The sequence below is a fragment of the Rhodococcus sp. NPDC076796 genome (assembly GCF_040702765.1).
GTDB lineage: Bacteria > Actinomycetota > Actinomycetes > Mycobacteriales > Mycobacteriaceae > Rhodococcoides.
Genome location: NZ_JBFBMS010000002.1, coordinates 431,755 through 452,259 on the forward strand (window position 1 = coordinate 431,755; position 20,505 = coordinate 452,259).

The window sequence follows — 20,505 nt, forward strand, 5'->3', positions numbered from 1 at the left end:
CCTGCTATCGAATGGAGAACCGACAGTGAAACGCACCATGACCGGATCGGGGGCGCTCGTCGTGAGCGCTCTGCTGTTGACCGCATGCGGAGGACTTGGCAGTACCACTGCATCCACCTCGGCCGCAGGATCGGCACCGATTCCCGAGCTCGCGCCGGATCAACCGGTATCCATCGTCTTCGAGAGCTACAACTACGGACTGGCGGGTGCGTGGACGGATACCTTCGACGCCCTGATCGCCGAGTTCGAGAATCAGCACCCGAACATCACCGTCACGGCACAGAAGCCTCAGGGCAACAGCCCCAATCCAGCCACCGACACGGTGTCGAGCATCCAGAGCCAGATGGTCGCCGGGGCCGCTCCCGACGTGGCGCAGCTCGGCTTCAGCGACCTCGACTTCACCATCAATCAATTGGGGGCGAAGTCGCTCGACGATCTGGTCGGCGAGGACGAGGTGCAACGCAACTTCGACGGAGCACGTCACCCGTACGCTGCTACCGCGCGAGTCCTCGCCGACTGGGACGGCGAGACCTACGGAGTGCCATTCGTCTTCTCGACACCTGTCTTCTATTACAACGCAACATTGTTCGAGCAAGCCGGCCTCGATCCAGCCGATCCGCCCACCACCTGGGACGAGGTCGCGTCCGCAGCGTCGGCCATCGCGTCGAAGACCGGCAAGGGCGGGGTGTACCTGGACTGCCTCACCAAGTCGGCAAAGGACTGGTGCTTCCAGAGCCTCGTTCGATCCAACGGCGGCCGGGTGCTGTCACAGGACCGGTCGACGCTCGAGTTCGACGGTGAACCCGCCGTCGAGGCGACCACCATGGCACGCAACCTCGTCGACGCCGGAGCCACCCCGAAGCTCAGCCAACAACAGGGGTACGAGGCCTTCGCTCGCGGCGACATGGGGATGATCCTGGAAACCAGTGCGATTCAGGGCACGTTCATCAAAGGCGCACAGGGCAAGTGGGACCTGCGCGCGACCACGATGCCATCGTTCGGCTCCAAGCCCGTCGTGCCGACCAACTCCGGGGCATCGCTGTTCACCTTCGCCTCCGACCCCGCGAAGCAACGTGCGTCGTGGGAGCTGATCGAGTTTCTGACCAGTGAGGAGTCCTACACCGCGATCTCGAAGGGAATCGGCTACCTGCCCTTGCGCACCGGCCTCGTCGACGATGCCGACGGATTGAAGGACTGGGCCGAGTCCAGCCCGTTGATCGGCCCCAACCTGACGCAGCTGGAATCGATGGAGCCGTGGATCTCGATGCCCGGCAGCGATTATCTGCAGATCCGGGACGGCATGATGGACGCCGTCGAATCGATCGTCTACCAGGGGGCGGACCCGGCTGCGACATTGACTGCCGCCCGGGAGCAGGCGACGACCCTTCTCCCCGCGTCATGACGGAGGAACGGCCGGGCACCGGGGGCTTCACGTTGGTGCAGCTCACCGACACGCATTTGCGCGCCGAGGGCGAGCTGGTACACGGCAGGGTCGATACCTTCGCGAATCTGACATCCGTTCTCGAGCTGCTCGTGGCCTCTGGTCAACGCGTCGACGCGTTGGTTTTCTCCGGAGATCTGGCGGACGACGGTGACCCAGCTGCATACCGTCGGCTGCGCGACGCCGTCGAACCCGTTGCCGAATCGTTGGGCGCTGCCACGATTTACGCGATGGGCAATCACGACGAACGGGCCGGGTTCGCTCGCGAACTGCTAGCCGACGGTGCGGCAACGGATTCCGATCGCACGTTGGACGCGGTGCACGTCGTCGACGGCGTCCGCATCGTCGTCCTCGACAGCTCCACCCCCGGCCGGCACGACGGCCGGATCGAGCCGCACCAATTGCGCTGGCTCGCAGATCGATTGGCGACACCATCCCTGCGCGGGACGATTCTGGTGCTGCACCACCCGCCGATCTCGTCGCCGGTGACGACGGTGGACTATCTGAGGTTGCAGAACCCCGACGAGCTTGCGGACGCGATCGCGGGCTCGGATGTGCGCATGGTTCTCTGCGGCCATGCCCACCACACCGGGGCGGGGGCCATCGGCGGAGTCCCGGTGTGGATCGGGCCCGCAATGTCATATCGGGTCGACACTGCTCCCCCGCTGGGACGGCACCGCGGGCTCACCGGGTTCGGTTTCACTCGGATCGATCTACTCGAATCCGGCTTCACCGCAACCGCTGTCGAGGCGAGCCCCGCCGCGACGGTCTACGACGAGTCTCAGCAGTCGGTACTCACCAAGCTGGCGGATCTCTCGCGCCGGGCCGGGTGACGACAGTGTTCGTCACCGTCGAGGATCCACCGCGAGTGCTCGTGGTCGACGCGGATCGGGAGCAACACGCCCGGCCCGGCCGATGGCGGCGAGTGGCCAGGTCGGCGCAGCCGTACCTGTATCTGACGCCTGCCGTCGCATTGTTGATCGTCTGGACGTATCGGCCACTGATGCAGGCAGCGGAGCTGTCGACGTATTCGTGGAATTTGTTGCCGACCACCCCGATGGTGCCGGTCGGTGCCGACAACTATCGGCGATTGCTCGAGCTTCCTGCTGTCGGCGACTCTCTCTGGCGCACAGCAATTCTGATTCTCGGACTGCTGCCCTTCTCCATTGTTCTCCCGGTGGTCATCGCGTTCGCCACGCGCAACGTGAACGGACGTGCGCGAGTGGTCTATCAGAGCGTCGTGTTCGCGCCGTTCCTCATCGCGCCCGTCGCAGGCGCGGCCGTCTGGCAGTGGCTGCTCGATCCCGGTGCCGGAATCGTCAATCGCATCATCGGATCCGATCGCAATTGGATCCAGGATGCCGACACCGCGCAGTTCGTCATCATCGTGATCACCGGTTGGCATTTCCTGGGCTTCGCGGTCCTCGTTGTATCGGCTGGGATGGCCGGTGTGGACGCCTCCTATCAGGAGGCAGCCGAGATGGACGGCGCGTCGAAGTGGCAGATCGACCGCTGGATCGTACTGCCGCTGCTGTCGCCGACGTTGGTGTTCCTCGCCCTGATGACCGTGCTGCTCAGCGCGCAGTGGACCTTTCCGCTCATCGACACCCTGACCCAGGGTGGCCCCTCTCGATCGACGACGAACATCTACTACCTGCTGTGGGACTACGGGTTCCGCACCTTCGATGCCGGTCTGAGCGCCGCCGCGGGGATCGTGCTGTTCCTCGGATTCGGCGCGTTGGCAGGCGGACTCGTCTGGCTCTCGGAAAAGGTTGCATTCCATGATGATTGACTTCTCTCGCCTACGTGGACACCTGGTACTGGGCATCACCGCACTCGGGTGCGCGTTCCCGATCTACTGGTTGTTCGCGACATCGTTGCGCCGACCCGAGGACGTCTACTCCCTCTCTCCCGTGCCGTGGCCACTCTCCCTGGCCAACTACTTCGACGCAGCGACCAAGGTGGACCTGCTCGGGCTGTTGGGCAACACGTTCGCTGTCGCTCTGGTCTCGTCGACGGCACAGTTGCTGATCGCTCTGCTGGCGTCGTATGCCTTCGCGATGTACACGTTCAGATTCCAGAAGGTGCTCTATCTCGCGTTCGTCGGCACGTGGCTTGTGCCGTTCCAGGTGACGATGTTGCCGAACTACGTTCTGCTGTATCAGCTGGGACTGATCAACACCCTGGCCGGCGTCGTCGTACCCACGCTCTGTTCCGCGTTGGCGGTGTTGCTGCTTCGGCAACACATGGCGAGCTTCCCGAAGGAGCTGATCTCTGCAGCTCGGATGGACGGGCGTTCGTCGTGGTCGATCCTCTGGACGGTGGTGGTACCCAACCTCAGGCCTGCTCTCGCAGCTCTGTCGATCCTGCTGTTCATCAACTCCTGGAACGAATACTTCTGGCCTGCAGTGGTACTGCAGCGAAGCAACGCCGTCCTGCAATTGGGCCTGCGTAGCTTCATGGGCACCGAAGGCACCGACTGGGGACCGATGATGGCCGTCGCGGGAATGGCGTGCCTACCGGTGTTCCTGCTCTATGTCGTGCTGCAGCGGCACATCGTCGACGCGTTCGTCAGGTCGGGCCTGAAATGATCACGCCGGTTCGATGCAGCCCACGAAGGCGTCGACTGCGGGGTTCGACTCGTTGCCTCGCCAGACGAGATACAGATCGATTGTCGGAACGGGGTCGAACAGCTTGACGGCCACGGTGTTCGATCCAACGGCTCCCATCCCCGCCGAGGTCGCCCGCGACCACGAGGCGAAGCCGACCAATGGCTTCACCGACACCACGTGGGCGGTCGCACCTGGGTCATCGGCAGTCTGGGCCACGTGGAGTCCGATGCGGTTGTCGGCGGCAGCCGCGAAAATGGAGTCGTACATCGCCGGGCACTGTTCCCTCTCGAACAATACGCAGGATTGACTTGCCAACTCCGCGAACGGAACTCCGGACCGATCCGCCCAACTGTGCGCTCGACCGACCACGGCCACCAACGGCACCCCCTGCAGCACCCGGCGGTGGCGAAACTCCGGTGAGCCGGGTCGGCCGTACACGAACGCGACGTCGAGGGTGCCGTCGTTCAGTGCCGCCAGCTGAGGTCCGGTTCGCTTCTCCCACAACGAGACCACGACGTCGGAGTGATCACGGCTCATCCGAGACAAGGCGTCGGGTAGCACGTGCCGACTCGCAGGCAGGTTGTATCCGATGTTCAGCGAGCGTTCTTCGCCGGTCGCGATCGCCCTGGTGACCTTCGCAGCCGTCTCCATCTGCCGAACGATGAGGCGTGCCTGACTCTCGAATTCCCGCCCCGCACGCGTCAACCTCACCTCGTGGGAAGTCCTGGCGACCAACGTCACCCCCAGCGACTTCTCGAGCTTCTGCAGTTGCGCGCTGAGCGACGGTTGGGTGAGATGCAGGCGGGCGGCAGCGCGTCCGAAATGCAGTTCCTCGGAGAGGGCAATGAACGCCGTCAGATGCCTGAGCTCCATGATCTGCCCTTCGAGGTGGGTTGGTCACGCCAGGGTATAGACCGCACACAACGACACCTGAACACCAGATTTCCAGGTGATGCATTCTTTGGGCGAGGTGTGCCCTCAGTCCGAATCGGCCTGCAGCGCCGCCAACATACTCGAGTTCGGCGCATATCGGCTGATCCACGTCGCTTGGACGGCGTGGTAGAGATCGGGCTTTCCGCTCCACACCGTCGCCGCCGGTACGTTGCCGGAATCGAGTTCGTGATGCCAGGAGCCGTCGACGCGGTCGACGAAGTAATCGGCCGCGACGTCCCACCACGTTCGATAGTCGTTCTCGTAGCGCTCTTCTCCCGTAACGCGCGCGAGCGTCGCCGCCGCTCCGATCGCCTCGCACAGCACCCAGTGCAGACGTCCGGTGACAACCGGCTGCCCTGCCCAATCCGTGGTGTAGACGAACCCTGGCGTCGGTCCGGGTTGCCAGCCATCGACGGCAGCGCGGTCGTAGAGGGACTTGGCCGCATCGACGTAGTCCCGCCCGCCCGCGACGAGACTTGCCTGTACGAGGAGTCGTGCCCACTCGAAGCCGTGGCCGACGGTGGCCCCGTAGGGCTTGAACTGATTCGCTACGTCGTCGCGGTTGTACTCGAGCTGCGGTATCCACGCTGCCGTGAAGTGCTCCGGGATGCGCCACTCGTTGGCCGCCGACCATCGACATACGTTGTCGCAGATACGTAGTGCGCGTGCGCGCCAGATCTCGGGCGCACCGGCGTCGGCGGCGGCCAACAGCGCCTCGACCATGTGCATGTTGGCGTTGATCCCGCGATACGGATCGAGCTCGGACCAGTCCACAGTCCAAGTGTCCGAACACATTCCGTACCGTTCGTCCCAGAATCGAGAATCGACGATATCGAGTGCCTCGTCGAGAAGAGCTCGGCCGCGTGGGCACCCCACAGCGGTGGCAGCCGACGCGGCGAGCACCGCGAAGGCATGCGTGTAGGCCGATTTCACTGCATCGGGCGAGGACGCGTCGGCACTGGACTCGAACCAGCCGCCGTTCTTGCTGTCCCGCAACGTCATCAGCAATCCGTCGAACACCCGATCGGCCTGCCGTCGGGACCCCGGACGACCCAGCAACGACGCGAGAAAATGCACATGCGCCATCCGCGCGGTGATGTACGTGTGCGCCGGATGATCGAGATCGGGGTGCCCGCGTTCGTCCAGCCACACAGCTCCACCGGCGGGGTGGTCGAGCGTGCTTCCGAAACCGAGAAGGCGAGTCGATTCGGTGTCGAGCCACAGTCGATGCGAGGGCAGTGCCCACCAGCTGCCGGGAACTCCTGGAGTCATGCGTTCATTGTGCGGTGCCCGCGATCGCCTATTCGACGGAAGCCACAGTTTCCTGCGATTCGTCGAACAGTTCCACTCGATCCTTGCCCCTCTGCTTGGCCCGGTACATCGCGGAATCTGCGTCCCGAAGCACATCCTGAGCCGTGGCACCTCTGCGAGCCAGAACCATTCCGATGCTCGCCGACACCTCGTACTGCCGTCCCTCGAACTCGATCACCGAGGACAGCGCGGCCTTGATCCGCGCGGCCACACTGCCGGCGAGACCGTCCGCATCCGAGGCCGGGTCGTCCATCTGGGCATCGAGGACGAGGACGAATTCGTCACCGCCCACTCGGGCGATGAAGTCGCCGGTTCGCAGTATCGCGCGCAGACGCCGAGCCACCTCGACCAGCACCGCGTCACCCGCCGCATGCCCGCCGCTGTCGTTCACGTCCTTGAAACCGTCCAGGTCGCAGAACAGCACCACCGCGGCGGTACCGGTACGCGCGCCACGGTCGATCGCAGAGCCGATCCTGTCCAACAGCAGCATGCGATTGGGTAGACCCGTCAACGGATCCTGCAGCGCCGCTCGTTCGAGCGCGCGCTCGGCCTCGACGACGTCGGTCACCTCACGGAGGACCGAAAGCACCTGCAGCACTTCTCCCGACGCTGTCCGGCGAAAGGGCGTGGTTCGTCGCGACAGCCACCTGGTCTCACCGCTGAGGCCACGCACTCGGAACTGGGTCGTGAGGCTTTCCCCATCGGCCAACGATGCAGCGTCCCGGTCGGCCGCCGCGACGATGTCGAGGTCTTCCGGTAGCACCTCGATGTCGGACGAATCCTCGGCACCGTCCACCGTCGAATTACTCTCTCGACGCCCCTCCGCATCGTCGGTGGTCGGGATACCGATCAACGAGCGGAGGCTGCGCGACGCCCACGTCAAGTGCCCCGTGTCGACGTCGACGACCGTCGCGACATCCGGCGAAGCGGTCAACACGGCGTCGCGAAATGCTCGCGCCCGATCCAGCTCCGCCCGCGCCTCACGCTCTGCCGTCACGTCCTCCGACAGCACCATGGCACCGACGATGGCGTCGGCCTCGTCGCGTAGCGGCCGGGCTCGTACCTGGAAGATTCTTCCGGTCCCGGCGCTGACGGAATCGAAGGAGGATTCCTTCCCCTCGACAGCTGCCCGGTAGTACGGCTCGACGTGCGCGAAGACCGCCGGTGGCACCGTGTCCTCGAGCAACTTCCCTTCCATCCGGCGCGGGTCGTAGCCCTCGGCGACCAGATCGGCACCCTCGACCAGGACGAATCGAAGATCGCGGTCGACGATGAACACGGTCGTATGGGGCAGGTTCGCCGCGAGCTGACGGTACCGAGCCTCACCGGCGTCGTCGAACATCGCCGGCGAACGAAGCAGTGGTCCGTAGGAGCGGCGCATTCCGAGATACACGACACCTGCCAACGCTGTCGACAAGGTCACCGCGATATCGAGACCGCCGCCCATGGATTCCCGCATGACCGCGATCGTTCCGCCGCCGGCGTGTTCGCCGTGCCCGGCCCCTGCGAGCAGGTGAACCGCATGCAGCACGTGGTGGGCCGCGCAGGTGGTGAAGATGGCGGCGGTTGCGAGCGCCAATCGGTTCTTCCGAAGCTGGGCGGTGCGACTCAGCCCGCGAACGATGAACAGCACGATCCCGAGGTACGCCGACGCAGTGATCGCGTTGAAGATCACGACCCAGAGCCAACCGCTCATGCGACGGACTCATCGTCGGTCGCGTCCGGATCCGCGTCGAAAGGGAAGTGCAGCATCGATGACCTCCGCGGGTCTGGAACTGCTGGGGTTCGGACCGGGAACGAGCCCGCCCGCCGGTGTCCTGCAGCGAGGTTATCTCAACCCGGCCCCGTACCCGCGAGATGTCAGCGAGACACGCTGTAGCGCAAATACAGCCACCCCGACGCGGCGAACACTTTCTGCTCCGCGAGTGTCAGATCGAGGTGATGACCGGCCGGAAAATACGGTTTGCCGCCGCCCAGGATGGTCGGCAGGAGGATGACCTCGAACTGATCGATCTCGTCGACCAGCGACTCTGCCAATGCGGCACCGCCCACCGCCAACGTCCCTTCGGTCTCCCGTTTCAGACGCTGGACCTCGGCGACGGCATCGGCACTGCGCACCAACCGGCACCCGTCGGCCACCGAGTCGAGAGTGTCGGAGAAGACAATCCGCGGGGTGTCCACGTACAGACGCGCAAACTCCACCTCGACGTCGTCGCCCTCTGCTCGTAGCGGGTCTGTCCAGTAGTCCTCCATGGCCTCGTACAGTCGACGTCCGAAGAGAAAAGCAGCAGTGGCCTCCGTCTGCCGGTTGGAGAAGCTGTGTGTCTCGTCGTCCGGCATGGAGAAGTCGAGACTGCCCGCGGAATCCTCGATGAAGCCGTCGAGAGAAACGTGCATGTTGTACGTCAGAATTGCCATGTCACTCCTGAAGTCGGATGGGATCGTGGGTACTGACCTCGTCGAGCCCGACTATTCACCGGCCACGACGCATTCGATCGATGCCGACTACCGAGGCTCGGCTTCTACACGCTCCGATAGCGCAGTGATGAACTGTGCGATCTCCTTCGGCTTCTCCTCGGCCATGAAATGTCCCGCGTCGATGGGTTCGTAGGTCAGATCCGACGCCCAGGCACCCCACAGCGACGCCGCGTCGAAGCCCAGTTGCGAACCCCAGTCCTGCGAGATCACTCCCACCGGCATGGTCAGTCGCGCTCCATCGGCTCGGTCCTGCAGATCCATCTCGAGATCGACTCCCGCAGTGGCCCTGTAGTCGGCGACGACGGAATCCACCGCGTCGACCGAGCTGTCGATGTAGTGCTGCCGAACAGCAGGCGGAAAGGTCGAACCATCGGGATCCCACGCGTCGAGGAACGAGCCGAAGAACTCGGGAGCGACAGCCCTGATCATCTTCTCCGGCAGTCCCGAGGGCTGAGCCATGAGATACATGTGCCAGGCCACCTTCGCATCGACCCCACGCAATACTTCCCAGCTGTCTGCGGTGGGCAGCACATCGAGGATGCCGAGATAGAGCACAGCAGATGGATGATCGAGTCCTGCGCGGACTCCGACGAGCGCACCGCGATCGTGTCCCACCAGCCCGAAACGATCGAATCCGAGCGACTCCGCAACCCGCACGATGTCCCGCGCCATCGTCCGCTTCGAGTACGTGCCCGAATCACGTTCTGCCGGCTTCGCACTCGCACCGTACCCGCGGAGATCCGGCACGATGACGGTGTGCCGCGACACGAGCTCACTCGCCACGTCTCGCCACATGTAGTGGGTCTGCGGAAAGCCGTGCAGCAGAACCAGAGCCGGCCCGGTCCCGGCAACCGCCACGCTCAGTTCGACGTTCTCGTCCACGGGAACCATTCGATACCGGAATCCGTCCATGGTCAGCGAATTCATTGTGGCTCCTTCAGTTCTGGGGGTCCGACGCACGGGCAGGGTGGCCGGAGAATATCCCCGGCGGTAGTTCGTCGGTGTCGAGGGCAGTTGCGCGCAGGGCCGGAAGGATCACCGAATCGATGAGTGCTTCGAGGTATCGGTCGTCGATGTCCAAACCATTGAGCCGACGAAGCAGGATGACGGAACCGACGACCTCATCGAAGGGGAACGGATCGGTTCCTTCGAGGAGTTCGCCACGCTCTACGGCGGCCGCGATGACCGCAGCGGGAAGACGGGCACCGGTCGGGCCCACGGACCTCTCGATCTCATCGCACAGTTCGGGATCTTCCAGTCCTGCTTGCAACAGCAGGAGAGGCATCGACCCGTCGGCGGCCGCCATGGTCCGTACCAGGCGCTTGCAGAGAACGAGCAAGTCTCCGCGCAGAGTGCCGGTATCGACGTCATCAGAACCTACGTGAGAGGCGGGTCCAGCCTTGACGGCCGCAATGACCATCTCCCGCTTGGTTTTCCAGCGTCGGTACAGCGTCGATTTGGACGCTCCCGCACGACGCGCCACACCCTCGAAGGTGACGCCGTCGTATCCCACCTCACCCAGTACGGCGTTGACGACCGCGAGGATCTCGAACTCACGCTGATCATCCCGTGGACGCCCGGCGCGAGCCTCCGGGACGGCGGCAGGCTTACGATACGACACGGTGCGTATCGTATCAGCAATCGACTACATCGATCGGCCGACCATAAAGCGCCGCTGCCGACCGTGGGAGGGTGAGTTCGTCGAACGCACGCGCAGCAACTCTCACATCGAGAACGTCCGAAAGGGGCCACAGTGTCCGCCAGTTCCGAGGATCGCATCGACAGCTCGTTCGAGATCCTGTCCGGTCTGGTCACCCTGCTGCGGCCGACGAGCGTGCTCAGCGTCGGCTCCGGGAGATCGACGCTCGCTCTGGCACGCGCACTCGAATCGGTCGGTTGCGGGATCACTCCCCGACTCCTGAGCTTCGCCGACGACGGCGGTGATTCCGGCGTCGAACGTTTCGCTCGGGAGAATCGACCGAGGTTCGATTTCGTCGAGCCGATCGACGGCTCGCTGTTCGACATGCCACCGCGACACTTGCGAGACGTCGGCCCGTTCGATCTCGTGTGGATCGACGGCGAATCGCTCGTTACGGATGCACGATTCGTGCGTGCACTGTGGCCACATGTCGGGCCGAACGGCATTCTCGCCATGGAGAACTCGCACCTGCCGGCTGAGGCGAACCCGCTGTGGAACGCGATACTGCGCTTCTGCGCAGACGACGTCGAGGCCCTGACGCTCCCGAGAGTCGGCGCCGAGGATTCGATGGGGGTCGGCCTTCTGAGGAGACGATCCGACTCCGCACGAGAGGTGAATTTCACCGACGACATGGTGGCCGCCACCGGGGTTCCCTTGCGGTTCGAGTCCATCGGGGTCCACGATGATGCGCCGTTGCCGGACCGCGCCACCGGAGTCCTCCATGTTCTCGCAGATCCCGATCTTCGGACGGTCCTGTTCGCGATCGGCAGTGGAATCTCGACAGTGGTTGCGCTCCAGTCCCACTCCGGACTGCCGGGCCGTGCACTACACAAGGCCATCGCGCGCCTGTTCGCTATGTCGGTGGTGACTCGGGTGGACGATCGACTCGTCATCGACGAGAAGACATTCGAGGAATTTCTGAAGCTTCCACGAACGAAGCCGCAGCCGACGCAGATGTCTCGATACAGCCGTGATCGAGCCGAATTCCTGAAGGTGATTGCACAGCAATTGAGTTCGACGACGTGGTCCTCGGAGCATCAGGTGAACGAACTGTGCCGGTTCTTCGACGACGACTACGCCACGTTGCGACGCGAACTCGTCGACACCGGATTCCTCGAGCGAAACAGCGCCGGTTCGATGTACCGGGCGCTGGGCAAGGAATAGATCGCCTGGTCGACGGCCATGCCGAGGGGGGCCCAGGATTCGAGTGCAGACATACGGGGCACCCACTACGTGAGCGCAGCAGCAGGCCCCCGCCGGCGCTCCCATGGAAATCTCACCGGAGCGGCTCGAGGAGTTCGCTCCCGGCCTGGACACCGACCTCATGGAGCCGATTCAGCAGACCGCCGAGATGGAGATGGCAGATATCGACGCCACGTTCGGAAAGATGAGTTAGCCCCTCCCGTTTCCCATCCCGGCCTCCACCCCACGACGGTGGAGGCCGGGCGACTTCGCACGCCGACAATGCGACCTGCAGGAACCCTGGCTTACCCGTATCACCGGTGATACAGTCACAGCATGGAACCGGTCAGCATGCGCGATCTGAGGAACCACGGTGGCGACGTCCTCGCACGTGTCGAGCGGGGGGAATCACTGATCGTCACCCGAGACGGAACGGAAATTGCCGAACTCCGGCCGATTCCCCGTCGCAGCGTCTCGACGGCGCAGCTGATCAGTCGGCGCAGAAATTTGCCGCAGGTCGACCCTATGTCGATGCGCAGAGACATCGATTCGGTCTTGGACGCTTCACTGTGAGCGCTCGGCACCCGCGGGGCATGCTGGATACATCCACCGTGATCTTGCTCGGAAGGATTCGCGACGTTGATGCACTCCCGGCCGAGTGTTCCATCAGTACAGTGACCTTGGCAGAGTTGTCGGTCGGTCCACACGTTGCTGGCTCTCGAACTGAACGCGCGGCAAGGCAACTACACCTTCAGCAGGCCGAGTCGGACTTCGACGCGATGCCGTTCGATGCAGCCGCTGCTCGAACTTTCGGACGCGTCGCAGCCTCTCTTCGCGAATCGGGGAGGAAGCCGGCTGCACGAGCGTACGACGCCCTGATCGCAGCATCAGCGCTGTCGCTCGACTTGCCTCTTTTCACATGCAACCCCAACGACTTCACGGGAATCGACGGGCTTACGGTCATCTCCGTTCCACATCCCGATCACGATTTTTGACCGGGGAACACTAGCCGGGCGTCTTCACGTCCAGTAGAGAAGCTGCGCGTCGGGGAGCACGGACTCGAGTTCTTCCACGAACCATGTACGCATCTCCGACATGGTGCCCTTGGGATAGACGTACTTGACGCCGCCGAACTTGTTTCTTTTCGCCGTGCGGGCACTTTCGTCCATCTCGAGCTTCGTCCCCGGGTACCAACTCAACAGCACGTCCTTGCTGGACGGCGTGAATCGATGGGTGATGATCTCGGCGGTGAGGTCGAGATCGGGGATGTCGCGCACCGCGTCGGCGACATTCGAGAGCAGTCGACCGTACTGTTCGCGCCACTGCGGTATCGGCATGATCGGAGCGATGGTCAACCCGATTCGATATCCGGCGAGAGCCAACTGTCTCAGCGCCTCGATCCGAGCAGGCATCCTCGCGGTTCCGCCCTCGAATCGATGCGCGATGTCATCGGCGTTGACCGACAGGCGAACTCGGGTTCTTCGCCCGTGATCGAGCGTCACCAACTCGGTGACGTCGTCGAACTTTGTGGTGAAGCGCAGCGACACGTCGTCGCCGTAGGTTCCTGCACCCACCCTGCGCACGGCCTCGGCGAGCGATCCCGTCACGTGCTCGATCCCCAAAGGGTCGGTGTAGCAGGAGAGTTCGAAGGTGGTGCCCTCGTGTCCGCGCTCCTCGGTTCCCGTGGTGATGGTGCCGCGGCCTGCATGGGTGCCGATGCCGGCCAGGACGTCGTCGATGTTGGCGAACACCCGAGTGATCGGCGGCCCGGACAACGAGCCCGCCAGATAGCAGTACTGACAGTGCGCCGGGCATCCCTTCGCCAGGTCGATACGCCAATCTGCACTCGGCGGAATCGGTTGTGGTTTCAGCACACTCGGTGGTGCCACCACCACCGCCATCGTCGTCTTGGCACGCGCATAGGTCTCCCGCTCGGACTCACCGCGCAGGCCGGTCAGACGGTCCCCCGGCAACACATCGATCTCCCTCACTCCGGCTGCTTCGCATCGACGAATGATTTCCGCGGTATGGGGAAGCTCGGACGCAGACCGGGTGACCAGGACGCGAGAGGGCGTCCACAGTCGAGTAGGGGCAGAGAGAACGTTGTTCATTACCTCTGGTCAACGCTCGGAGACGGTCAAACCTTCCCGATAACCGCAGCTCAGATCCTGTCCAATTCAGCTACAAGAATTTCGCGGCTCATGAATCTCGGGTAAGAAGCTCTCATGCCTTTTGCCGACGAACTCATCGGCCCGGACGCGGCTCGCACGCTGCTTCGGACCACTCGCAACGCCGCACCGAGTGCTGATCTGTCGCTGCTGACAGGATCGGTCGATCAGTTGGGACCGCTCGCGCTTCGGGCACGTGCCGATCTACTGCGCGATGCCCTCGTCACGGGATTGCCCGGCGACTACGCGAATTTCGCTCGCACCATCAGACGGGCTGCCGAGGATCCGGACTTGAAAGGCTGGTCGATCTGGCCGGTCACGAGTGCCGTGGCCATGAAAGCCGTCGACGAACAGACATCCGCCGCGTTCGATGACGGAATGTCGTTGCTGGCCGAACTCACCGGCCGACTCAGCTCGGAGTTCGCCATCCGCACTTTTCTGCGAGCCGACGCGGATCGGGCTCTTGGGACAGCGATCGAATGGACGCAATCCTCGGACGAGCACGTGCGGCGTCTGGCATCGGAAGGCACCCGCCCGTACCTGCCGTGGTCGGTGCGGGTTCCCGAGATTCTCGCGCGGCCGGGCGTCACGGTGCCGATTCTGGACAGGCTCTACCGGGACGACAGCGACTACGTCCGGCGGTCGGTAGCCAACCACCTGAACGACTTCAGCCGGGACGTCCCGGACTTGGTCGTCCGGACCGCGGCCCGGTGGCTCGACGCCCCGGACGCACACACCGACCGGCTCGTGCGACATGCACTTCGGACGGTGATCAAGAACGGAAACGCCGATGCGCTTGCCCTGCTGGGGTTCGCTCCGGCCGACCTCGAGGTGACAGGCCCCACCCTCGATGTCGCCGAGCTACGGATCGGTGAGAGCGTGCGCTTCGATGCTTCGATCCGCAACGTCGGCACCGAACCGGCCAAGGTCGCGATCGACTACATCGTCCACCACACCAAAGCCAACGGTGGGGTGACAGGGAAAACGTTCAAGCTGACGACCAAGACGATCGCGCCCGGTGAGAGCATCGACGTTGCGCGGCAACACTCCTTTCGGACGTTGACCACACGGAAGTACTACCCCGGCCCGCACTCGATCGAGCTCCAGATCAACGGTGTCAGTTACGGTCTCGCGGAGTTCGTGCTCGTCGACTGACGCGGGCTTTGTACCTCCCTCCTGCAGCACAACGGGTACGTCCGTACGGTCGATGGAGTGCACAAAAAGTGGCGGTGGCTGGCGGTGGTGCTCGGCGTCGCCGTGCTCGTCGCAACCCCCTCTGTGATCGAGCGCTGGCCCGTCGACGCGTCGGACATCGATGCGGCCGAACTACTCTCCCGCGTCCAGTCCTCCACCGCGACCCCGTATTCGGGCTATGCCCAGGCGGTCGGCGGGGTCACTCTGCCGGTCACCGAGGGTCTCGGCGGTCTACCGGACTTGCTGGGTGACACCACGACCTTGCGCGCTTGGTATCGCGCCCCGGACAGCTGGCGCGTCGACACCGTGCGCCTCGCCGGTGAGCGCGGTCTCTACCGGAGCCCGGCTCGGCTGTGGAGCTGGGACTACGAACAGAACACGGCCGTGGTGACCCCCGTCCCCGAGCCGAGTCTGCGCCTGCCTCGCCAAGCCGACCTGCTACCCCCGGAGCTCGGGCAGCGGTTGCTCAGCGAGGCGACCGCCGATGAGGTCACTCGGCTGCCGACTCGTCGGATTGCCGGCTTGGACGCCCCCGGCCTGCGGCTGATCCCGAGTGAACCGCAGAGCACGATCACCGAGGTCGACGTGTGGGCCGACCCCGACAGCGGGCTGCCGCTGCAGGTCGACGTGCTGGGCGACGGGGTCGCTCGCCCTATCGTCAGCACCGCGTTCCTCGACTTCTCCTCCGCGACCCCTGACGCCGATACCGTCCGTTTCGTCCCGCCGCTGGGTACCGATGTGCAGCAGCAGGACGGTCTCGACATCGCCTCGTTCGCCGACGGGATCGACTCTGCTCGTCTCCCTTCGACTCTGTCGGGACTCGGTCTGAGGGACCGCGGCGGCCAGGGTGCGGTGGGAATCTATGGCCGCGGTGTGACGGAGTTGATCGCCGCTCCGCTACCGCGTCGCGCCGCGCGCGGGCTCGTCGATCAGCTGCGGGCAGCTCCGGGCGCGGTCGTCACCGGCAGCAGCGTCGCTCTGACGATCGGCCCGCTCAACGTCCTGATCACCGAGCCCACCGCCGACCGGCGTCGCTACCTGCTCTCCGGCACCGTCACCGCGGAAACCTTGGCCACCGCCGCCCAGCAGCTCGAAGGAGCAGTCGCATGATCCGCACGACCGGCCTGACCAAGAGCTACGGATCGGTGCGGGCCGTCGACGGCGTCGACCTCGACGTGCGCGCCGGCGACATCTACGGCTTCGTCGGTGCCAACGGTTCCGGCAAGACGACGACCGTGCGGATGTTGCTCGGGCTGGTCCTGGCGACCTCCGGGCAGATGCAGGTGCTCGGCGAACAGATGCCGCGGCGACGCAGAAGCGTGCTGCCGCGGGTGGGGGCGCTGATCGAGAACCCCGCCGCCTACCCCAACCTCTCCGGACGCCGGAATCTCACGCTGCTCGACGCGGCCGGGCCGGGCGGGTCCCGGCGCACCAGGACCGCCCGCGTCGGCGAAGCCCTCGAACAGGTGGGCCTCGCCGGGGTGGGACGCAGGCCGGTCAAGCAGTACTCGCTCGGTATGCGGCAGCGCCTCGGCTTGGCCGCGGCGCTCATGCGCACGCCCGAGCTGCTGATCCTCGACGAGCCGACCAACGGTCTCGACCCACAGGGAATCCTCGAGATTCGTGAGTTGCTCCTTGGCCTGCATGCGAAGGGCACCACGGTGTTCCTCTCGAGCCACCTGCTGGCCGAGGTGGAGCAACTGTGCGACCGAGTGGGAGTGCTCGATCGGGGTCGCCTCGTTCTGCAGGATCAGCTCTCCGCGTTCCAGCAGCCCACCGGCCGAGTGCTCGTGAGCACCCCGGACCCGGCCGAGGCCGTCACCGTGCTCTCCGGAGTCCAGAACGCCACCGTGCTCCACCGTGAAGGGCAGCAGCTCGTGATCGAACACCCCGACTCGGCCCTGCTCAATCGACTGCTCGTCGAAGGCGGGGTCCGCGTGGGCGAGTTGAGCCCGCAGCAGATGAGTCTGGAGCAGTCCGTGCTGGCCGTCACCGGCTCGAGCGCCGACCGAATCGACGGCCCCGTCCGCTCCACCCGCACGGAGGTGACCGCATGATCGGCGTCGAGCTGCGCGCGATGCTGAGCCGACCGCGCACATGGGTCGTCATTCTCCTGCTCAATCTGCTGCCCACCATCGTCGCGGGTCTGCTGGCCCTCACCGACGTCGGTCCGCGGCCCGGTGAAGGCCCTGCCTTCCTCTCTGCGGTGCTCACCAACGGCCAGCTCTTCCCCCTGGCCGCGCTCGCCATCGTGCTTCCGCTGTTTCTTCCTGTCGCGGTATCGGTCATCGCAGGAGATGCCGTAGCCGGGGAGGCTCAGGCCGGCACCCTGCGCTACCTGCTGGCCCGCCCGGTGGGACGCACCAAGCTGCTGATGGCAAAGCTGATCTCGGTGGCCGCCTTCGTGCTGCTGGCCGTGGTCATCGTGGCTGCTGTCGCGTACTTCGTCGGCACCACGCTGTTCGACGTCTCGACCGTTGGGGGCGTCGCCAGCGTGTCCGGCACGGTGCTCACCGATGAACAGGTCGCCGTGCGCACCGTCATCGCCGTGCTCTACGTGACGCTGTCCATGCTCGGAGTCGCCGCCATGGGTCTGTTCCTCTCGACTCTGACCGACTCTCCGCTCGCCGCGACGCTGGGTGCGCTGGCGTTTCTCATCGCCAGCTCTCTGTTGCTGACGCTGGACGCCGCTGACGCCATCGCGCCGTACCTTCCGACGCGATACTGGTTGGCTTTCGTCGACCTGTTTCGCGACCCGGTGCCGACGCGGGACCTGGTGCGCGGCGTCGGTCTACAGGGCGTCTACGTCGTCGTGCTCCTGGGGGCGGCGTGGGCGAACTTCACGACCAAGGACATCACGAGCTGAGACGGCTGCAGTCAGCTGCACCGAGCTCGACCGTGGAGTCGCCGTCCAACTGGGCGGAGACCATCGCGCCGACGAGGGGATCGCGGGGCAGGCTCCCGTGGTCGACGGTGGAGTCCGCACACACGCTCTGGACGGGGATGTCGATCGCTCCGTCGAGTCGGGCCGAGGACGGCGGGGTCACCACCTGATCCAATTCGGTCCAGATCGACACCCACTGCGGGCCGTCCGGCGTCTCGTCGCCGGAGTTCAACGCGGCGAGCACGGAGCTGTCCGGAGCCAGCTGCTGACATGCCGTCGGACACTGGTCGGGCAGGACCTGGGACGCCAGAGCCGCCACCTGAGTGCCGTGGTGCGGGGAGCCGAGGGTCACGATGCGTCGGGCCTGCTCGTTGCCGCCCAGGTCGGTGGCCCAGATCCGGGCCACCACCCCGCCTGCGGAATACCCGACGACGTCGACCGAGGTCGCTCCCGTCCGAGTCAGAGCCGCGTCGACGGCGTCGCGCAAGGTCTGCGCCTGCACGGTCAGGTCGCCGACGCCGCCGTCGGGCAGGGCCACGACGGTCGCGTCGCGGCCGTTGTCCCGTAGTTCGGCCGCGAGTACGTCCAGCGACTCGGTGGAACCGCCGAATCCGGGGACCAGCAGCACCGGGCCGGGAACGGACTGATCGACGCTCGCGACGGGGTCGTTGGTCGAGCGCGATGCGACGAAGGCAGCCACGGCCGCGACGACCCCGACCAGGACGAGAGCGAGTACAGCGAACACGAGGCGGCGGCGAGCCGGGGCGAGGGAGGCGAACACTCCATCCAGTGTGCCTGCGCGTCAGGCCTGGTCGCGGACGACCGGCGGAACGAGTACGAACTTTCCGACGTGGTCCTTCTCCAGAAAGCGCTGCTGCGCCGCCGCGATCTGCTCGAGCGGGAACGACTCGGCCAGCAGTGGACGAATCTCACCGGCCTCGATGTACGACACGAGGTTCGGAAATACGTCCTCGCTCCACGCCGTACATCCGAGAAGCGTGAGGTCGTTCAGGTACATGGTTCGTAGATCCAACTCGACGACGGGTCCCGCGATCGCACCCGAGGACACGTACGTTCCCCCGCGAACGAGAATGTCGAGCAGTGGACCGAAACCGTCGCCTGCGACGTTGTCGATCACCACATCGACGCTGCGCTTGCCGAGGATGCCCGCCAGATCTGCCTCGCGCCCGTAGACCTCGTCGACGCCGAGTTCGCGGAGTCGGTCGTGCTTGGCTCGGCTCGCGACGCCGATCACGCGCGACCCGCGCCGAACGGCGAGTTGCACTGCGGCAGAACCAACTCCGCCCGACGCGCCGGTGATCAGCACTGTCGACCCTGGGCGCACTCCTGCGCGAGCGATCATGTTCTCCGCCGTGCCGTACGCACACGGAATCGTCGCGAGCTCCGCGTCGGTCCAGTCACAATCGACCACGAAGATTTCACTTGCCGGAACGACGACGAACTGGGCGAACGCGCCGTCCATGTCCGAACCCAACCAGCGCGTCTCGCCCGACGAAATTCCGTCGACGCGCATGCACGATCGAACCAGGACCCGGCGACCGACGACGGACTCGTCGATACCGGGACTCGCACACACGAGCCCGCAGCAGTCAGTGCCCTGAATCAGCGGAAACGGCGTCGCGTCGTTCCATCCGCCGTCGGGATACCAACCCACGCGCGTGTTGATTTCGGTGTTGTTCATCCCCGCCGCCAACACTCGAACGAGCACCTCACCCGGACCCGGCACGGGTCTCGGCACCTCGGACACGACGAGCTTGTCGTATCCACCGGTGCCGGTGGTGACGATCGCTGTCATCAGGTCACTGCGGGCGCTGTCGGTGTGCATGAACTGATCTTGCAGGACCGACGCGGCGAACAGGTCGATCCAGCGCTGTCGCTCCGATCAGAGGATCAATGCCGGGGTGCCGAGATGTGTCAGTAGTGGTATCTCGCCGACACGATGACGAGGTCCGGATTGTCGTCGCTGGGAGGCACGTAGACGAGTCGGTGTTCGGTGTCGATTCGTCGGGACCATGCCCCGGCCAGAGCATATTTCAAAGGCTCGGGCTTGCCGATCCCGGCGTATGGGTCGCGCACAGCCGCGTCGATCAGTTTGTTGATGCGGGCGAGCATCTTCTTGTCGACGACGGTCCAGGACGTGTAGCTGTCCCATCCTTCTTCGGTGAATCGGACTTCGGTCATTCGACCAGCTTTCTGGGTTTCACCTCCCCGCGGCGGGCCTGCTCCATGCTCTCGAGTAGGTGGGTTGCGTTGGCGGGACTGCGCAAGAGATACGCGGTCTCGATCATCGCGTCGTAGTCGGCCTTCGACATGAGAATCGCATTGCCTCCCTTGGAGACGATCTCCACGGGGGTGTGATCCTCTACTACCTGTTCGACAAGCGGGAACAGACTCTTGCGGGCTTCGGTGCGAGTGATGGCTGACATTTCGATCTCGGCTCCTCCGGTCCGTGGCGATGGCGGTCGCTGTCGGACGTGTGCGGCCCGCCTTGCGCGGGCAACGTCCTTCCGTTTGACCCCGCGTCGCGCGGGATATCGCCTTCAGTGCGAAAAGGTACCACTTTCGGTACAGGTACCACAAAC

The 20,505-nt window shown here is 64.9% G+C and carries 23 protein-coding genes; 12 read left to right on the forward strand and 11 right to left on the reverse strand.

Annotation, left to right across the window (positions count from 1 at the left end):
- Positions 1–25 precede the first annotated feature (25 nt).
- From AB0366_RS07290 to AB0366_RS07305, 4 genes are read left to right on the forward strand one after another with little or no spacing between them, the layout of a single operon-like run.
- Positions 26–1,402, forward strand: a complete 1,377-nt coding sequence (locus AB0366_RS07290; RefSeq protein ID WP_366243277.1) for an ABC transporter substrate-binding protein — start codon at positions 26–28, stop codon at positions 1,400–1,402.
- A complete protein-coding gene (locus tag AB0366_RS07295; protein ID WP_366243278.1) occupies positions 1,399–2,274 on the forward strand; it encodes a metallophosphoesterase in 876 nt (291 codons plus the stop codon). Before AB0366_RS07290 ends, AB0366_RS07295 begins: the two co-directional genes overlap by 4 nt.
- Before the next feature lie 35 nt (positions 2,275–2,309).
- Complete coding sequence (locus tag AB0366_RS07300) at positions 2,310–3,233, forward strand: sugar ABC transporter permease (protein WP_366243806.1); 924 nt, start codon at positions 2,310–2,312, stop codon at positions 3,231–3,233.
- The gene (locus AB0366_RS07305; RefSeq protein WP_366243279.1) at positions 3,223–4,032 is read left to right on the forward strand and encodes a carbohydrate ABC transporter permease; all 810 of its coding nucleotides are present in this window, start codon (positions 3,223–3,225) and stop codon (positions 4,030–4,032) included. Before AB0366_RS07300 ends, AB0366_RS07305 begins: the two co-directional genes overlap by 11 nt.
- Here AB0366_RS07305 and AB0366_RS07310 read toward each other — a convergent pair whose 3' ends face one another.
- The 6 genes from AB0366_RS07310 to AB0366_RS07335 all read right to left on the reverse strand — a co-directional run bounded on the left by AB0366_RS07310 (position 4,033) and on the right by AB0366_RS07335 (position 10,396).
- The gene (locus AB0366_RS07310) at positions 4,033–4,926 is read right to left on the reverse strand and encodes a LysR substrate-binding domain-containing protein (protein WP_366243280.1); all 894 of its coding nucleotides are present in this window, start codon (positions 4,924–4,926) and stop codon (positions 4,033–4,035) included. It lies immediately after the preceding gene.
- A 105-nt stretch (positions 4,927–5,031) separates the two neighbouring features.
- The gene (locus tag AB0366_RS07315; RefSeq protein ID WP_366243281.1) at positions 5,032–6,258 is read right to left on the reverse strand and encodes an AGE family epimerase/isomerase; all 1,227 of its coding nucleotides are present in this window, start codon (positions 6,256–6,258) and stop codon (positions 5,032–5,034) included.
- Positions 6,259–6,286: 28 nt separating this feature from the next.
- A complete protein-coding gene (locus AB0366_RS07320) occupies positions 6,287–7,993 on the reverse strand; it encodes a diguanylate cyclase (RefSeq protein WP_366243282.1) in 1,707 nt (568 codons plus the stop codon).
- Positions 7,994–8,157: 164 nt separating this feature from the next.
- Positions 8,158–8,715, reverse strand: a complete 558-nt coding sequence (locus AB0366_RS07325; protein ID WP_366243283.1) for a dihydrofolate reductase family protein — start codon at positions 8,713–8,715, stop codon at positions 8,158–8,160.
- Between the two features lie 87 nt (positions 8,716–8,802).
- Positions 8,803–9,702 (reverse strand): alpha/beta hydrolase, encoded by a 900-nt coding sequence (locus AB0366_RS07330; protein WP_366243284.1) that lies wholly within the window; start codon positions 9,700–9,702, stop codon positions 8,803–8,805.
- A 10-nt stretch (positions 9,703–9,712) separates the two neighbouring features.
- Entirely contained in the window at positions 9,713–10,396 is a 684-nt protein-coding gene (locus tag AB0366_RS07335) for a TetR/AcrR family transcriptional regulator (RefSeq protein WP_366243285.1), read from the reverse strand.
- Positions 10,397–10,528: 132 nt separating this feature from the next.
- Between AB0366_RS07335 and AB0366_RS07340 the strand changes: the two genes are divergently transcribed.
- The 4 genes from AB0366_RS07340 (at position 10,529) to AB0366_RS07355 (ending at position 12,651) form a co-directional block, all read left to right on the forward strand.
- A complete protein-coding gene (locus AB0366_RS07340) occupies positions 10,529–11,638 on the forward strand; it encodes a DUF2087 domain-containing protein (RefSeq protein WP_366243286.1) in 1,110 nt (369 codons plus the stop codon).
- Between the two features lie 103 nt (positions 11,639–11,741).
- Positions 11,742–11,870: a hypothetical protein gene (locus AB0366_RS07345; protein WP_259468129.1), complete on the forward strand. Its 129-nt coding sequence runs from the start codon at positions 11,742–11,744 to the stop codon at positions 11,868–11,870.
- A 122-nt stretch (positions 11,871–11,992) separates the two neighbouring features.
- Positions 11,993–12,229 carry a type II toxin-antitoxin system prevent-host-death family antitoxin gene (locus tag AB0366_RS07350; protein WP_183130364.1) on the forward strand — a complete coding sequence of 79 codons (237 nt, stop codon included), beginning with the start codon at positions 11,993–11,995 and terminating at the stop codon, positions 12,227–12,229.
- 20 nt (positions 12,230–12,249) lie between these two features.
- On the forward strand, positions 12,250–12,651 hold the full coding sequence (locus AB0366_RS07355; RefSeq protein WP_121872930.1) for a type II toxin-antitoxin system VapC family toxin: 402 nt from the start codon (positions 12,250–12,252) through the stop codon (positions 12,649–12,651).
- A 24-nt stretch (positions 12,652–12,675) separates the two neighbouring features.
- Here AB0366_RS07355 and AB0366_RS07360 read toward each other — a convergent pair whose 3' ends face one another.
- Positions 12,676–13,767, reverse strand: coding sequence for a spore photoproduct lyase family protein (locus AB0366_RS07360; RefSeq protein ID WP_366243287.1), 1,092 nt, complete (start codon positions 13,765–13,767; stop codon positions 12,676–12,678).
- A gap of 114 nt (positions 13,768–13,881) precedes the next feature.
- Here AB0366_RS07360 and AB0366_RS07365 point away from each other — a divergent pair, with 114 nt between their 5' ends.
- The 4 genes from AB0366_RS07365 to AB0366_RS07380 are packed head-to-tail and all read left to right on the forward strand — an operon-like array spanning position 13,882 to position 17,884.
- The gene (locus tag AB0366_RS07365) at positions 13,882–14,979 is read left to right on the forward strand and encodes a DNA alkylation repair protein (protein ID WP_366243288.1); all 1,098 of its coding nucleotides are present in this window, start codon (positions 13,882–13,884) and stop codon (positions 14,977–14,979) included.
- Between the two features lie 57 nt (positions 14,980–15,036).
- Positions 15,037–16,128 (forward strand): hypothetical protein, encoded by a 1,092-nt coding sequence (locus AB0366_RS07370; protein WP_366243289.1) that lies wholly within the window; start codon positions 15,037–15,039, stop codon positions 16,126–16,128.
- Positions 16,125–17,075, forward strand: coding sequence for an ATP-binding cassette domain-containing protein (locus AB0366_RS07375; RefSeq protein WP_366243290.1), 951 nt, complete (start codon positions 16,125–16,127; stop codon positions 17,073–17,075). Before AB0366_RS07370 ends, AB0366_RS07375 begins: the two co-directional genes overlap by 4 nt.
- The gene (locus AB0366_RS07380; RefSeq protein ID WP_366243291.1) at positions 17,072–17,884 is read left to right on the forward strand and encodes an ABC transporter permease; all 813 of its coding nucleotides are present in this window, start codon (positions 17,072–17,074) and stop codon (positions 17,882–17,884) included. The genes AB0366_RS07375 and AB0366_RS07380 overlap by 4 nt, the downstream gene beginning before the upstream one ends.
- Here AB0366_RS07380 and AB0366_RS07385 read toward each other — a convergent pair.
- From AB0366_RS07385 to AB0366_RS07400, 4 genes are all read right to left on the reverse strand, one after another.
- Positions 17,874–18,683: an alpha/beta fold hydrolase gene (locus AB0366_RS07385; RefSeq protein ID WP_366243292.1), complete on the reverse strand. Its 810-nt coding sequence runs from the start codon at positions 18,681–18,683 to the stop codon at positions 17,874–17,876. The genes AB0366_RS07380 and AB0366_RS07385 overlap by 11 nt on opposite strands.
- A 21-nt stretch (positions 18,684–18,704) precedes the next feature.
- A complete protein-coding gene (locus AB0366_RS07390; RefSeq protein WP_366243293.1) occupies positions 18,705–19,748 on the reverse strand; it encodes a zinc-binding dehydrogenase in 1,044 nt (347 codons plus the stop codon).
- Positions 19,749–19,837: 89 nt separating this feature from the next.
- Positions 19,838–20,104 (reverse strand): Txe/YoeB family addiction module toxin, encoded by a 267-nt coding sequence (locus AB0366_RS07395; protein ID WP_366243294.1) that lies wholly within the window; start codon positions 20,102–20,104, stop codon positions 19,838–19,840.
- Positions 20,101–20,349, reverse strand: a complete 249-nt coding sequence (locus AB0366_RS07400; RefSeq protein WP_366243295.1) for a type II toxin-antitoxin system prevent-host-death family antitoxin — start codon at positions 20,347–20,349, stop codon at positions 20,101–20,103. The genes AB0366_RS07395 and AB0366_RS07400 overlap by 4 nt, the downstream gene beginning before the upstream one ends.
- Positions 20,350–20,505 lie beyond the last annotated feature (156 nt).